The following is a 15962-nucleotide window of genomic DNA, read 5'->3' as shown; positions in this document are numbered from 1 at the left end:
TCAGTGTTTATTTACTCATTGCGGCTAGTTTCAGCCAGAAACGGCTGATGGTCTCTGTACCTTTATCCCAATTGACCAAATGGAAATGCTCATTCGGTGCGTGCAGGTTTTCACCTGGCAAACCAAAGCCAAGCAGCACTACGGGGGCGTCTAATACACGTCCCAACACTTCAACAATAGGGATTGAACCTCCGCTTCGAGTATATACAGGCCAAACGCCATAGGTATCCTCATAAGCTTCCGCAGCTGCTACCATAACTGGCTCGTCAATTGGCGTGATAAAAGGATTTCCGCGCAGCTGGCGGTCTAGGGTTACTTTTACACCAGGCATCGAGATGGCGCGGATATGATTTTCAACCGCATCCATGATTTCCTCGGGTACTTGTGCGGCAACGAGACGGCAAGCTATTTTCGCGCTAGCACGATTAGGAATGATTGGTTTAATGCCTTCACCCTGAAAGCCGCCGCTCACGGACGTGATTTCCAAGGTTGGTCTAGAAGTCGTTTGTTCGTAGAACGAAAACCCTTTTTCCCCATATAGTGTTTCAACATGTAAGTCCGATCGAACCTTGTTCGCGTCGGGTTCTACTTGTTTAAAGGCTTCGCGTTCTTTGTCTGAGAGCTCAATGACGCGATCATAGAAGCCTTCTACGGCTACTCGACCATTTTCATCATGGAAGGAACTCAGCACCTTCGATAAAGCGTGAATCGGATTTTGAACAGCGCCGCCGAACAGGCCCGAATGAAGGTCACTATTTGCGCCATCGACCGTAATTTCAAACCCTGCTAGCCCGCGAAGACCATACATAAGTGCAGGTTTTCCTGGTCCTTGCATTTGTGTATCGGAAAGAACAATGGTATCGGCTTGTAATTTATCTTTATACTTTTCAACGAAGGCAGGAAGATGCTTACTCGCAATCTCTTCTTCACCCTCAATACAAAACTTCACATTAACAGGCAGACTGCCGTGCGTTCGTAAAAAAGCTTCAATCACTTTGGCATAAAGCAGCAATTGCCCTTTATCATCGGTGCTGCCGCGGCCAAATAGCTTGCCATCTTGTATCACAGGCTCAAATGGAGGTGTGTTCCACAGCTCTAGCGGCTCAGCCGGTTGAACATCATAATGTCCATAGACAAGCGCAGTTGGCTTACCCGGAGCATGCAACCAGTCTGCATAGACAACGGGATGTCCCCCAGTAGACATAATTTCAATGTTCTCAAGACCGGCTTTTTTCAAAGATTTAGCCGTCCATTCTGCACAACGAATCATGTCTGGTTGATGCTCGGCGACAGCACTTATACTCGGAATCCGCAAAAACTGCATTAATTCCTCTATGTGTTGATCCCTTTGCTCATTCAAATAAGTTTTGATCGTTTCAATCATGTTTGTTTTCTCCTTCTTTATAAGCCATTTAGATTGTTGCTTCTTTTAAGTTCCCCAAATGCAAGTAAATTCCTGCAAATAAGTTCTGGATTATGTGATTCGTAATCGAACCTTTCTTGAACAGTGTTAGGTGAATCATAGAAAAATGTCGAAAAATGTAATTTCATATTGCTATCGAGTCATTACTCTACTAGAATAAAGTATTGAGCATCTATTACATAAATTGCTAGGGGGACTTTACGTTGAATGATTTTGAATCGGTTGTAAAATCTAGAAGATCTGCAAGCAAATTCACGCAAGGGATCGATATTTCACAAAAAGAATTAGAGCAAATTTTTGCCCTGGTTAAATTTGCACCATCCGCTTATAACTTACAGCATGCTAATTATGTTGTTGTCACAGACCCTTTGGTGAAACAGAAGGTGTATGATGCCTCTTATAAACAGTACAAAATTCTAAGCTCGTCTGCAGTTATTGTAGTTCTTGGCGATTTGGAAGCCTATAAGGATTCTGCAAGAATAAATGAAGGACTTTTCCATTTAGGATTCTTTAGTAAACAAGAGTTAGATGCCGAAGTGCAGCAAGTGACAAATTTCTATGAAGAACGGGGAGAGCCGTTCAAGCGAGATGAGGCGATCCGGAATGCAAGTCTATCGGCCATGTTGCTTACTGCGAAAGATCAAGGCTGGGATACTTGTCCAATGATCGGTTTTGAAGCAGACAAGCTCATTGAGGCTCTTCAAATAGATGAACGCTATGTTCCAGCTATGTTAATTACGATAGGGAAAGAAGATACGTCAAGCCAGCGGCCGCGCGGTTATCGTAAACCGATTGGCGAGTTTGTGAAATATATTTAAAAAATAAAGACCGTTAATCGCTATGAAGGTGGCGATTAATGGTCTTTTACTATTTTGGAGACTTATGGACGTATAAGATTGAGAAGCAAAGATACATCATTCGGGTCGCCTACTGTGATGATTGTTTTACCAGCAGCGCCGCTAAGGTTTCTAACACGATCACCTCTCTCCGATGTCGTTACAATAACATCAGCACGTCGAATCGAGTCTAATAATTCGTGTTCTGGGGCATCGATATCAATCGTCTGGATCTCAGCAGATGTATTTTTTACAATCTCATCTAAATAAAAGTAGCATGATTGCACCTTGCATTCGACAAACAAATAGGTGGAATGGGTTTTGACAGGTTTGCCATAAAGCTGCAAATAGGCAAACCCTGCCAAAAGTAAGTGCTCTGAGTGATAACCCGCCTCACTTGACTGGGACATCATTTCTTTAACGAATGGATAGTAAGGGTTACTTCGCTTAAATTCTTCGATTTTATTTTCATCTGCTATGCGAGTTCCGCGACCCTTTTGAATGACTAGCAGTCCTTCATCTTTTAATTGAGAGTAAACCCATTGGATAGTATTTCGATTAATAGAAAGATGATCGGCTAATTGGTTAGTCGAAGGAAGATCATCTCCAGGAGAAAGTACTTGGCTGCCAATTAGCAATTTTATTTGTTCTTTTATTTGAATGTTAATTGGTAATGGTGATTGTGAATCAATCGTTATAAGCGAATCTATTTTTAAGGTCAAGGATGATCACCAACTTTCATAAATGACTAGTTATCTGGATATGTTAAGCTTAAACAATTTGTCTATTTGTTGCAAGTAGGGGTTTAAATTAATGATTTCAAATGATTATGTTGACAGGAAGGTAGGTTGAATATTAAAATAGATAACAGGTTAACCAATCAATTAGGTAACATATTAATGGAAACAAAGGAAGGTTGATTGTTATGGAAACAACATCTGTGGTGCAGCAACACAAGGGAATGGGCTCTATACAATTCCTGCCCGTTAATTTATTCGGGTCGGTTATGGGGATCTCGGGTTTGTCTTTAGCATGGAGACAATCTAGCAAACTGTTCGGTACATCCCCAATCATTGCAGAAGTGATTGGTCTCATTGCTGTCATCATGTTTATCGCGCTAAGCATTGCTTACATTTCTAAATGTGTATTATATCCACGTAAAGTTGTGGGGGAATTTACACATCCCATAGCAGGAAATTTTTTCGGTACGATTACAATTGCACTTCTTCTGCTTTCTTCTGTGCTTAGTTCATACAGCCAAAGTTTGGGACAGGTTATTTGGATCATCGGGACTGTGACAACGTTAATACTAAGCTATGTTATCGTTTCTCGATTGTTGAACGGGAACCAAGAACAGGGTAATGCGGTTCCTGCATGGCTTATTCCCGGGGTAGCTACAATCGATGTGGCTGTTGCAGGAGGAACAATGCCATTCACATGGGCACATGAGGTGAATCTCTTGTGTTTGGCTATTGGAGGTATTGTTGCCTTAGTTTTCTTCACCATGATTGTTTCAAGACTCATTCATCAAGCCCCTATGCCAGCAGGGTTAACGCCATCACTGATCATACTGATTGCACCGTTTGAGGTTGGTTTTCTTGGTTATACGAATTTCATGCAGCGTATTGATCAGTTTGCATCAATCTTATTCTATTTTGGTTTATTCTTATTCGTTGTCTTATTTGTCAAAGTGTTCAAAAAGTCGGTACCGTTCGGGGCTTCTTGGTGGGCTGTAAGCTTTCCAATGGCGGCACTTAGTAATGCAGCTTTGAAGTATGCGATGTTTGTAAATTCATGGTTGTTAATGGACATCGCGGCTGTGATTCTTGCGTTACTAAGTGTTGTTCTCTTAGTTCTGTTTATTCGAACTCTTATCATTCTCTTCAATGGAAATTTATTAAATGGGTAATTATTCTTGGATACCAGGAGTGCGTACGTTTTGTGTGTCTTTCATTATCATTGCTAAAATTTATCATTATCATAGAAATAGTAATATTGATCAATGGTTTGTATGTTTGTAAAGTCGAAATGTCCTTTGGTTGTTTAATAAGATTCAGATTAAATCTTTCTCTTAACCTTAAGGATTTTGTCATTATAGAGTCGGAATCTGAGTCGGAAGTAATATTTCAATCCAAAATAGAAGGTATGCAAGCTATCATGATTGAAGTGCCTACGGTTACTAATTATCCACTCCATTGGAAATAATAATGTACGTATTAGGAGGATTCTTTTAATGAAATACTTTAAATTAATTAGTTCAATTGCTATTACTTCTTTATTAGTTGGCGGAGCTTCATTTGTATATGCAACAAATTCGGAAGTTTCAGATCCGATAAAAGGAGTCAAAGAACAAATCAATGATATCGGACAACGTGTAAATATCTCTAGTGGACTTGTCGGAGAAAAATTCAAATTCAACGATTCGGGACTGCCAGTAAACACTGCCGGAGGCGTAAGGCCAATTCTTAGCGATATCGTAGGCCATTGGGCTGAAGCAAACATTAAAGACCTTATTGGAAAAGGAATTGTAGACGGGGATAATGATAATCAATTTAACCCCGATAACCCCGTTAATCGTGAAGAATTGGCAACTATGGTTGCAAAAATGTTCAACTTGAAAAACGAGTCAACCAATCAAGATTTTAATGATGTTCCGCTGAACCGCTGGTCATATCATTTTGTGGAAGAAACGAAAGACTTCTTTACTTCCAATCCAAATACGAATGGCGGTATAGACTTTAGTCCTCTACAACATGTAAAAAGAGAAGATGCCGCTGCAGTTATCTTAAAAGCCCTTATCAAACAAAATTCCAAAATTCAGTTACTTGATGCGACATCGGCTGATGACTTGCTGAGCACACGGTTCTCCGATTTAAAAGATATTTCGATTTCGCTTCGTCCTTATGTAGCCACTGCTATAAAAAATAAAGTGATTGAGGGTGAAGATATGAACCTCTTCCTACCTCAGAAGATTATAACCCGTGCTGAAGCAGCGACATTACTTGATCGATTGGTAAATAATGGACTAGTCGCCGACACCGGTTCTGTTGATCATTCAGTCATTTTGGAACAAATGAAAGAGTTAGCCCAAAAAGGGCAAGTCTCAGGAACAGATTTTATTGTAGGCAAAACATTGATCAATGACATCCATCAGAAGCTAGGTCAACCTGATGCAAAGAATACCACAGGTGAATACTCGGAAAGTTACTCATTAGGGATGGGACATGGAAGCTTTACTTTTGTTGTTGGGAAGGGAGAGGTCATTGACGAAATTAGATCATATGGTTCTCTAGCAGACCCATCACGAGATGTTTCCCAATTAACCAGATCCATAATTGAGAAAATATTAGGGAATCCTGATAAGATTGATCAAATCAACAATCAACAAGTTCTTATTTATAATGCTGGAGATTATCAATTGAAATTTAACTTCACTGCTTCCGGTCAAGTAAATGGCGAATCAAGTCTTGACCATTTCGGTGTATATTCTCCTAAAGCAGATACTCCTATGGGAAATAAATAGCACTTGAGCATTTTGTTTAGCAGCAAGGTTTTATAAATGGAGGGTAACGATGTTCCGTTCAACATGGATTTATACACTTCTTATGCTATTGGCAGCATCTTTCTTAGGCTTTACAGCCCCTTTAGTAGATTACTTATATAATAAAGGCTTCACTATCATGGACTTGACTAATGCACAGTATGGGTTCGCCGTGATTATTTTATGGCTGATGATTTTGCCAGTTATTAAGCGTGTTAAGTTCCCACAAGGGAAGGATTGGCTCTTTATCATAGGAACAGGTATAACATCAGCTTGGGCCATATTTTTCTATTTTAAATCGATAACGCTTCTACCTGTTTCCTTAAGTATTGTCTTGCTCTTCCAAGTCACTTGGATGGTTACATTATTGGATGTTATTGTTAAACGTGTACTGCCATCGCCGCAGAAATGGATTGGAATAGCCTTCATTCTTGGGGGAACGGTATTAGCGGTTGGCTTATTCCAAACGAAGCTTCCGAATCTTTCATTGTTAGCGATCGGATATGGTTTACTAGCTGCACTTTGTTTCGCAATAAGTTTATATTTACCCGAGTATATGAGTAATGAGTCTTCACCGATTGTTCGCGCAGCACTGACCCTTACCATAGGAGCGTTTTCGCTATTTCCGATGTATCCTCCCACATACTTAACATCTGGGGTTTTATGGAATGGACTATTCGGATGGGGGATTATCACAGGTTTAGTCGGACAAGCATTGCCTTTATTATTTATGCTCGTGTCAATTCCGAGAATTGGCGGCAGAATGGCTGGTATACTTAGCGCTGTGGAGCTTCCAATTACAGTTATTAGCGCTTATTTCTTACTTGGCGAAACGATATCCTGGCTTCGATGGGTTGGTGTTATTTTAATCCTACTGGGCATCTGTTTTAGTGAAATATCGAAATCATCGTCTAATAAGAATACGGTCCGGAATCGAAAAGCTTGATGAACCTCAAGCTTTTTTTTGGTTATATTTGAAATGATTAACGTCAATACTGGTCAGATAATGTGTAGAGGAGTCTGCTAAGTGAGGCCAGCAAAAACACAGCTATCCGCCAATCAAATATTTTGGCTCATGACCACGATGGCTGTTGGTGTAGCCTTATTGTTAACGATTGGTCAAACGATAGCCATTTCTCATAAAAATGCCTGGATCTCCATGTTAATTTGCGGGGGGATCTGCGCATGGGCTGTATATGCAGCCGCGAAGCTTAGTCAACTTTATCCCAATCAATCTTTTGTTGAATATTCACAGTTGATTTTAGGAAAATGGTTAGGAAGCTTTGTGGTACTGATTTATTTTGCTCAATGGTACTCCGTGACAGGTGTGATTATGCGTGAATTGACGAACCGTATGAATTTAATTATGCCTCACACTCCTTCCTGGGTCATTATCGCAGGCATTTTAGCTGTTGTTGTGTACGCAGTTAGTCAAGGTATTGAAGTGATTGGGAGGTGCGCTGAATTTATTGGGCCACTAATCATCTTTATTGTCTTTTTGACGTTACTGCTAAGTTTGAATAACTGGCGCACCGAATACATTTTACCCGTGTTTAAGGACATTCCTCTCATGCCCCTTCTAAAAGGAGCACTTCCGCCTGCAGCAATCATAGGACAGAATGTGATCCTCATTATGCTTATTAAGTTTATGCCCAACCCTAAACCTGGGATTTCAGCTGCAGTTATAGGAACATTCGTAGCAAGTCTTCTGGTTGCTTTGACGACTTTATTTGTGATTACAACCTTCGGACCCCATATGCCTGCAAAGATGTGGTATCCCTATTTTGAAATCATTCGAGTGATCTCTGTTGTTGATTTTATTCAAAATGTGGACGTCATTTTCGTTGTTGTCTGGCTAGCTAGTGTATTCATTCGATTATCGGTTATTTTCTTTGCAGCCTGCTATGGGATGGGGCAATTTCTGAAGCTGAAAAACTGGAAGAACATACTCTGGTTTAATGCTCCTATTGTCTTCATTATTGCACTCTTGCCAAGAAACATTATGGAGTCGGATTACTATTATCCTAAATATTTTACCGAAATGTTTACGCTGCCGATTCTGATCTTGGGTATTCCGTCCTTGCTCTGGATAATTGGGACACTTCGTACTAAAAAGAGCTGACATCTTTTAGTTGCGAGTATGAGCCTCAGATGTCATGCCGGTTAACCGAATCCTTGATTTTACATCTACCGTAACTTGTATTTCCGAAAATCGTTTCTCATAAGAATGGGCGAGCATCTGCCACTCAGCGGGATTTTCTTGATAAAAGGCATCAGCAAAATGAACGACATCCGTTCCCAATTCTTTTACTCTATCTAGGGATTGCATCATTTGCTTCTTTACGGCTAAATTCAATTGCTGCTCTAACTTCGTTTTATCTTGTTGATTAAAAAGACTTAGATCCGGGCAATTATTTTCCGAAACAATAGCATTATTACCAATCTCAACTTTCATCCCCAATTGCTGATGATCCAAAACTGGCTTCAGTTTTTTATTCGTTTGATTCAAAAGAAAAACTATATACTTTTGTTCAGAATTTGGACAAGAGAGTCTTATCGGATATTCTTTATGCTCACCAAGGAACCAAAGCAGTCCCTGACTTTCAGCATCATTCAGGTACCCAGCAAATTTATCTTTATTGAATACAGATAAACCGCTAATCCGAAGTTGTTTCATAATTGTAATTGAATTTTTATCCAGATTTTGAACCGTGTTCCCTGCTTCCTTCAATTTTTTTGATTCAAGCTGATTCTCATCTAGGATATCAACCTTTAATGCGAGGGCTGCAGCGGATGGGCCTTCTAGCCTGCTCATCGTATCTTTTCTTTGCATTTTGTTAGAGAAGGGATGATATCTTTCATAAATCATTTCTTTCATGCCGATTGCTGAGTATTTTTGAAGATCACATTTGGACTGTAAGACTTCTTTAGCCGTTTTAGGCGTTACCATGAGCCATGCATTTCTCCGAAATTGAGGGCTCCGATCTAAAAAGTCCATGAAATCCTGAATGCCTGTTTTGGCAAGCTTCTCACCGATAACAATGATGTTATTGTGAGCAAAAAACATTTTTCTTGGTGTATCTTTGGAAAAATTACGGATGGCTTCCGAGATTGTTTTTCCTTGAGCAAGAATGACAAATGGATTATCCTGTCCTCCATCTTGGCCGCTTTTCTGAGTAGAGGGGCTTACGACCTGTGCAGTAATTAGAAACGGCTCCGGCCCAGAGATGACATCAATTCCCAGACCAATGACAATGGCTAGCTTATCGACTTCTTGCCGATCCCAGCAACCGGCAATCATTAAAAGAATTATGAACATATAGCTTAATCGTAAAGCTATTCTAGTCATTTCATTCCGTTCCTTTCTTCGGTAGTCTGTTTGGTTTTCTCAAACGGACTCTGTTCATTGCCCATATTGGGGCTCGAACAATTAGATCCTTCATACTTCTCCATTTAAATGGAGCAATGGGAGAGAAGTAGGGTACCCCGAACGAACTTAGTGAGCAGAGATGCACCAACAAGGCTAACAAACCAAGCATAATACCATATAAACCAAGGACCGCACCCAATAACATCAAGGGGAACCTCATTAATCGGATACTAATACCTACGCTAAAGGCTGGGATGGTGAAGGAAGCTATAGCTGTAATGGCAACTACGATCACCATCGCAGTAGATACAATACCTGCTTGGACGGCGGACTCACCAATGACTAAAGCACCGACAATGCTTACCGCTTGTCCCACTTGTTTGGGAAGTCTAACCCCGGCTTCTCGTAGCGCTTCAAAGGTAATTTCCATTAACAGTGCTTCAATAAATGTGGGGAATGGTACTCCCTCATGGGATCCTGCTATACTAATGAGTAATTGGGCAGGCAGCATTTCATGATGATAGGTTATGACTGCAATATAGAAAGATGGTAAAACGAGAGCAATAGCAAAGAAAAGATAGCGAATTAATCTAACCGCAAATGCCATTGGAAATCGTTCATAGTAATCTTCACTGGATTGAAAAAATTGAAAGAAAATTGTGGGAATGATTAATACAAAAGGTGAGCCATCGACAAAGAGAACTACTTTCCCCTCCGCCAATTCTGCTGCAGCCTTATCCGGTCTCTCCGTGTGGGCAATTTGAGGGAACAACGTATAAGAATGGTCCTCAATAAGCTCTTCAATATAGGCACTATCGAGAATAGTGTCCACATCTATTTGTGAGAGTCGCTCTCTTACCTCATCTAACACTTCAAGACTTGCTAACCCATGAATGTAGGCAATCACTACTTCTGTTTTTGTTAAAACACCTATTTTGAAAACTTCTGTTTTTAGTTTAGGTGTTTTTAATATTCGGCGAACAAGCGTTGTATTGGTTCTTAAGCTTTCAGTAAATCCTTGTCGAGGTCCACGAACAACGACCTCTGTTTGGGGTTCAGAAACCGTGCGAACCGCACCGCCCTTGGTGCTTATGGATAGGGCGATGGAGATGCGGTCAAAAAGTACGATGGTTTCACCTGTTAAAATTTTATCTACAACGTCACCGATGGTTGTTAGCTCGCTAACCTGAGCAACACTTAAAACACTATTTTTTATTGATTCAAGTATTGATTCCTTATCCGAATCAGGATGAAGTTTCGTACTTGAAGATTTATGTAATAAGGACTCTAAAATTTCATTTTCAAGTTGCTCACGCTCGACTAAGCCATCAACCCAGATCATCTGTGCTTGTATCTTCTGAGACGTCCCGAAAGTAATTTCTCTGAAGACGATTTCACTGCAATTTTCGAATATATCATGTAATTCATAAGCATTCATTGAAAGTGAGCAGTCGAGCTTCTGTTGGGTAGAAGGGGTTGGCGTAGGATGTGAAGATTGTAGTTTTCGTTTCTTTTTCTTTGTAAAAAACAGTGCCAATGTAGATTGCCCTCCCCAATTCATAACGGAAATTCGATCGATATTATTATTCCCTCTGAATTGGATTAGATGCATGATTATTCCAGTATGGATATGCTATGAAAATGAAGGTCTATTCGTAGATATTAACGGTTATCAAGTATCCGGGATGGTCGTCATACAGGCAATAACGAACACTGTTTGAAGTTCGTCTACTGCAATAATTTAAGAAAAACTTTATATTTGCCCTGCTTTTTTCTTAAAAAAACTGCTTTATCCTACAAATATAAGGATGAAGGAGGAAATAGCGATGAGAAGCGGAGCTATTATAAATAGGCAATTCGATGTATGGATATATTTTCCATTTCATAGTATATTTTAATAGATTCATACAAACGGATACATCGTCAAAAAGCTTTCAGGAAATTTTCAGTTTCATGAAACCTTTTGGAAAGATCTGCCGTCTATTTTATCATACATACAGTTTGGAAATGAAAGGAAGTTATACCAAATGGCAAGCTGGTTTCGCAAAAGAAGCGCAATTGACGCTTTGGCTATCGATGAGGAGCCGCATTCTGATGAACGCTCTTTTCGTCACAGCCAACTTCATTCTCCGTTATTAACGGTCAGTGGTGTACACCGCTCCTTTCAAGTTGGAGGCCAGAAGTTAGAGGTACTGAAAGGGATTGAGATGGAGCTCAAACCGCTGCAGCTTGTCATGCTCAAAGGCCGATCCGGCTCCGGGAAAACAACGCTGCTTAATTTAATTGGGGGGCTTGATCAGCCGAATGAGGGGGAGATTTTGTTTCAAGAGCATGCCTTTCATCTCAGCAGTGACGATGAACGGACGTTGATACGTCGCAAGGAAATTGGTTTTATCTTTCAATCTTATGCTTTAATGCCTTTGCTGTCTGCTTGGGAAAATGTCGAGCTAGCGCTGCGAATGGCAGGTATTCCGCGTTCCCAGTGGAAAGAGCGAGTGAAGCATTGCTTGGAACTCGTTGGGCTTGGCAAGCGGATGCACCATCGTCCGTATGAGCTCTCCGGTGGTGAGCAGCAGCGTGTGGCGATTGCAAAGGCGATTGCGCATCGGCCTTCCCTTATTTTGGCGGATGAGCCTACAGCTGAGCTGGATTCGCAAATGGGGGCGCAGATTATGTCCGTTTTCCGCAGCATTATGAAAGCAGAGCAAGTCACGATATGTATGACAACACATGACCCTACAATTTTGGAGGTTGCCGATCATGTTTACGAAATGGTGGACGGAAGATTCGTCACGTAATTGGACGATGAAGCCATTAGCTGCACTTCTTGTATGTTCAACAATACTATTTGCGTCTGGGTGTTCACTTTTGCCTATGGAGCAGGAAGAAGAATCGCTTCCGACGATTAATCCACCTAAGCTTTCCAAAAAGCCCGAATACACGGTGAAAACGGAAACCCTTGAAACGAAAGTGAGAGGGAGTGGGCGTTTAATGGCTTTGCAAGAGGAGAAGCTGTTTTTCTCCGAAGATATGTCCGCCAAACGGATCAGTGCCATTCTTGTGAAGAATGGGGATTCCGTGGAAAAAGGGCAGCCGATCGCGGAGCTTGATGTATCGGATATGGCGAGCGATCTGAAGCGAAAGAAGCTTCAAACTCGTAAGGATGAGCTTACGATGATCGAAACACTACGTAAAGCGGATGAAATGTCGCCTGAGCAAATCGAGCAGGCCAAGATTGATTTTGAGTTGAAGCGTGAAGAACTGACCAAGCTTGAAACACAAGTTGGTAAAGCGCAGCTGCTCGCTCCGTTCAGCGGAACCATTGTCACTGTAACAGCCAAGAAAGGCGATACCGTGAAGTCCGGAGAATCCGTTGCGACTCTCGCTGATTTGAATGAACTAACTGTGGCCGCAAGTATTAGTGCAGATGATGCGAAGAAAGTAGCTATTGGCATGGATGTGCAGGTAGATATTAATTCTGCCGGCCAGCACAAAGGGAAAGTGAAGCAGCTTCCGAATCCGCAAGCTGGAAACAACAACAATAATAACGGCGGGTTTCCTGGTCAAGGTGGGCAAGGTGAGCAGGACACGATCGATAATTATTTGGTCGTTCAGCTTAGTGAGTTTCCGAAAGGGCTGAATCGAGGAACACCGCTAAGTGTCACGATTATTACACAAAGAAAAGAAAACGCCACGACGATCCCTCTGGCTGCACTTCGCTCGTATTCGGGTCGGAATTATGTCCAAGTCATTGATAATCAAGGAAATAAGAAGGAAGTGGACGTGGAAATTGGTCAGCAGACGTCAACGGATGTGGAGATTGTAAAAGGTCTCACAGCTGGACAGAAAGTAGTGGGTCGCTAATGTCCATGCCGATGCTGCGGTTTTTATTTCGGAAAATGTGGAATACCCGCTGGCTAACGCTCAGCACCTTGCTTGGACTAGTGATGGCTGTTGCTTTTACCACGAGCATTCCGATGTATGCCGATGGGTCACTGAAGCGAGTCGTCGCCAAATCTTTAGAAGAAAAGAGCGAGGGACTTCCAGCAGGCTCATTGCTCATGCGCTATCAAGCTGTTGGGACAGAACGTGCAGGGCTTACAGAGCTCAATGACGTCAATGTGTATATACAAGATGAAATTCCGAAAGATGTTGGCTTTCCATTACAGACCTATGCAAGAAGCTATACCATCAAAGGAGCGCAGCTAACTCCCGCAAATGGGACAAAAGCAGACCCTAGTAAACGTCGACAAATGACATTAACGACATTAAGCGGATTAACCGATCAGGTTGAATGGTCAATCGGCCAGATGGCTTCTGGGCAAGTGCAAAATGGGATATTGGAAGCTGTGGTCCTAGAAGAAGCTTTGTTTCGAAACGATCTGCATGTAGGGGATATATTCAGTTATTCGGTCTCGGGTGCAGGCGGGAGTCAATTGTTAAAAGTGAAGATCGTTGGTTCCTTCAAACCCAAAAGTGAAACGAGTGCTTATTGGTTTCAAGGCTTAGAAGGGTTAGTAAACGCACTTATTATTCATGATGATGTTTTCATGAAAACGTTGTTGACGGAGAAGAAGATTCCGCTTCAACTCGCCAATTGGTATTATGCATTCGATCTGCGGAATATCCAAACCAGTCAATTATCGCCACTTGAGAACCGTTTGGAGCGTCTGGATATCGATTTGTTCCAAAAACTCAAGAATACAAAGGTAGATGTTTCGTTTAAACCGATTCTTACTGAATTTAAAGCTCAAAGTCTACAGATGCAGATTTTATTATTCACATTAGCGGCACCAATGATTGCGATGGTTTTCTACTACATTGTGATGAATGCCAGACAATCGCTTGATCGACAGCGTGGTGTGATTGCCATCCTGCGAAGCCGTGGGGGCAGTACGAAGCAGATTGTGGGAATATACTTTCTGGAAGGTTTATTACTTGGGGCGATTGCACTGCTGATTGGACCCTTCATGGGCTGGTTCATGGCCAAAAGTATCGGCTCTTCCAGCGGATTTCTAACGTTCGTTGATCGTAAATCGATTCCTGTTAGTTTTACGAATGAGGCGATGCTTTACGGCGGGCTCGCAGTTCTGATTGCGATTCTTGCCAGTGTGATTCCAGCTGTCCTTTTCGCAAGATCTTCGATCGTCAACTATAAGCAGCAGCTCGCAAGGTCAGATCGCTCGCCACTATGGCAGCGGTGGTTCATCGATATCGTACTGTTAGGACTTGTTGGCTACGGCTTCTACTTATTTGATCAACGCCAAGTATTGTCCGTACAAACAGGGCTAACGACCGATCAATTACAGGTTCATCCGCTGCTGTTTTTCGTTCCAGCACTCTCGATCTTTGCGCTAGGACTTTTCTTTCTGCGCATTTTTCCGTGGTTGCTGCGATTGTTCGGCTGGCTTGGACGGAAATTCCTTCCCGTGCCGCTATACTTGACGCTTGTTCAGCTTTCACGCTCAGCCAAATCCTACTACCCGCTCATGCTTCTGCTCATTCTTACGCTCGGCCTAGGCGTGTACAATTCTTCGGCTGCACGTACGATCGATCTGAACTCGACGGAGAGGATCATGTATCAATATGGTACCGATGTTGTGCTGCAAACCGTATGGGAAGGATTCTCAGACGAACTGCCGAAGGATCCGAACGCAGGGAAAAGCGGCGGTGGAGCTCAGGGGGGCGGGACATCTGGTGCCGGAGGTAATAACGGTGGCAGCGGTGGCTCTGGAGCGGGTGGAGGCCAAGGTCAAGGTGGTCCGAAACCTGGAGAGGAGGCACCCTCCAAGATTCGTTACGTCGAGCCGCCTTTTCAAATGTTCCGTGATCTTGAGGGCGTCCAGGCTGCGGCCAGAGTTTTGCAAATGAAAGGAAACGTTGTTGTTTCTGGTAAATCAACCGGTCAGGGAATGATCATGGGAATCGATAATGCCGATTTTGCTAAAGTTGCTTGGTTCCGACCCGATTTATTTCCAGCTCATCCGAATCAATACTTGAATTTGCTCGGGAGCTATGAGCAAGCTGTCATTATACCTTCGAATTATGCAAGTAAATATGCGCTTAAAGCGGGTGATCTGCTTTCGATAACCATCGGTCAGCAACCTGTGGAATTCGTGATTGTTGGTATCCTGCCATATTGGCCGAGTCAATATCCGGATCAGGCTCCATTTTTCATAGCAAATTTGGATTACATATACGATCAGGCACCTACTACTCCCTATGAAGTATGGCTCAAAATGAAACCTGACGCTAAAGTTGCACCGATTGTTGCAACTCTGCAAGCCAAAGGGATTGAGCTAGCCTCCGTAAAGGATGTACGTAACGAGCTTATTGTTCAGAAGAAGCTTCCAGCAAGAGGCGGCGTCTTTGGCATTCTTAGCCTGGGCTTTCTTGTCTCTGTGATCGTGTCCTTAATCGGCTATATGCTGTATTGGTTCTTCAATTTATCCAGCAGAGTTGTACAGTTTGGGGTGCTTCGCGCCATGGGGCTTTCCCGCAAACAATTGACTGGCATGCTGCTCCTTGAGCAAGGCTTTACAGCTGGGTTGTCCATCGCGTTAGGCATCGGAATTGGTAAATTAACGAGTTATTTCTTCCTGCCCTTCCTTCAAACTTCCCAGAATGTGAAGACGCAGGTGCCGCCGTTCCGAGTTGTTTTCGATTCCAAAGACACCTATCAGCTATATTTCGTGGTTGCTTTCATGATGATAACAGGGGCACTGCTGCTGTTCTTACACATTAGAAGGCTGCGCGTTCATCAGGCTGTGAAGCTGGGAGAGGAGAAATAGC

Annotated in this window: 12 protein-coding genes; 8 read left to right on the top strand and 4 right to left on the bottom strand. The window is 42.3% G+C overall.

All coding sequences use genetic code 11. The features are described from left to right. Positions 1 to 7: 7 nt before the first annotated feature. On the bottom strand, positions 8 to 1384 hold the full coding sequence (locus ASD40_RS09225) for a dipeptidase (RefSeq protein ID WP_057303018.1): 1377 nt from the start codon (positions 1382 to 1384) through the stop codon (positions 8 to 10). A gap of 242 nt (positions 1385 to 1626) precedes the next feature. Between ASD40_RS09225 and ASD40_RS09220 the strand changes: the two genes are divergently transcribed. Further along, positions 1627 to 2241 carry a nitroreductase family protein gene (locus tag ASD40_RS09220; RefSeq protein WP_057303017.1) on the top strand — a complete coding sequence of 205 codons (615 nt, stop codon included), beginning with the start codon at positions 1627 to 1629 and terminating at the stop codon, positions 2239 to 2241. 62 nt (positions 2242 to 2303) lie between these two features. Here the strand turns inward: ASD40_RS09220 and ASD40_RS09215 are convergent, their stop codons facing one another. After that, positions 2304 to 2981 carry a GntR family transcriptional regulator gene (locus ASD40_RS09215; RefSeq protein ID WP_057303016.1) on the bottom strand — a complete coding sequence of 226 codons (678 nt, stop codon included), beginning with the start codon at positions 2979 to 2981 and terminating at the stop codon, positions 2304 to 2306. 203 nt (positions 2982 to 3184) lie between these two features. Between ASD40_RS09215 and ASD40_RS09210 the strand changes: the two genes are divergently transcribed. From ASD40_RS09210 to ASD40_RS09190, 4 genes are all read left to right on the top strand, one after another. After that, entirely contained in the window at positions 3185 to 4168 is a 984-nt protein-coding gene (locus tag ASD40_RS09210; RefSeq protein WP_057303015.1) for an SLAC1 anion channel family protein, read from the top strand. 324 nt (positions 4169 to 4492) lie between these two features. Next, on the top strand, positions 4493 to 5782 hold the full coding sequence (locus ASD40_RS09200) for a DUF4309 domain-containing protein (RefSeq protein WP_057303013.1): 1290 nt from the start codon (positions 4493 to 4495) through the stop codon (positions 5780 to 5782). A 49-nt stretch (positions 5783 to 5831) separates the two neighbouring features. Further along, positions 5832 to 6746: an EamA family transporter gene (locus tag ASD40_RS09195; protein WP_057303012.1), complete on the top strand. Its 915-nt coding sequence runs from the start codon at positions 5832 to 5834 to the stop codon at positions 6744 to 6746. 81 nt (positions 6747 to 6827) lie between these two features. Continuing rightward, a complete protein-coding gene (locus ASD40_RS09190) occupies positions 6828 to 7922 on the top strand; it encodes a GerAB/ArcD/ProY family transporter (protein ID WP_057303011.1) in 1095 nt (364 codons plus the stop codon). Positions 7923 to 7928: 6 nt separating this feature from the next. Here the strand turns inward: ASD40_RS09190 and ASD40_RS09185 are convergent, their stop codons facing one another. Beyond that, positions 7929 to 9149 carry a Ger(x)C family spore germination protein gene (locus ASD40_RS09185; protein ID WP_057303010.1) on the bottom strand — a complete coding sequence of 407 codons (1221 nt, stop codon included), beginning with the start codon at positions 9147 to 9149 and terminating at the stop codon, positions 7929 to 7931. A gap of 1 nt (position 9150) precedes the next feature. Beyond that, positions 9151 to 10707 (bottom strand): spore germination protein, encoded by a 1557-nt coding sequence (locus tag ASD40_RS09180; RefSeq protein ID WP_057303009.1) that lies wholly within the window; start codon positions 10705 to 10707, stop codon positions 9151 to 9153. 490 nt (positions 10708 to 11197) lie between these two features. On the opposite strand from ASD40_RS09180, the gene ASD40_RS09175 reads away from it, so the two are divergent. Genes ASD40_RS09175 through ASD40_RS09165 form a run of 3 tightly spaced genes read left to right on the top strand, consistent with a single transcriptional unit; the run spans position 11198 to position 15961 of the window. After that, entirely contained in the window at positions 11198 to 11968 is a 771-nt protein-coding gene (locus ASD40_RS09175) for an ABC transporter ATP-binding protein (RefSeq protein WP_082562140.1), read from the top strand. Further along, positions 11931 to 13034 (top strand): efflux RND transporter periplasmic adaptor subunit, encoded by a 1104-nt coding sequence (locus ASD40_RS09170; RefSeq protein WP_063860117.1) that lies wholly within the window; start codon positions 11931 to 11933, stop codon positions 13032 to 13034. Before ASD40_RS09175 ends, ASD40_RS09170 begins: the two co-directional genes overlap by 38 nt. Then, entirely contained in the window at positions 13034 to 15961 is a 2928-nt protein-coding gene (locus ASD40_RS09165) for an FtsX-like permease family protein (protein WP_442952641.1), read from the top strand. Before ASD40_RS09170 ends, ASD40_RS09165 begins: the two co-directional genes overlap by 1 nt. Position 15962 lies beyond the last annotated feature (1 nt).

This window comes from Paenibacillus sp. Root444D2, assembly GCF_001426375.1.
Classification (GTDB): Bacteria; Bacillota; Bacilli; order Paenibacillales; family NBRC-103111; genus Paenibacillus_E.
Note: the sequence above shows the minus strand (reverse complement) of the source record. Positions and strands in the feature narration are given on the sequence as shown.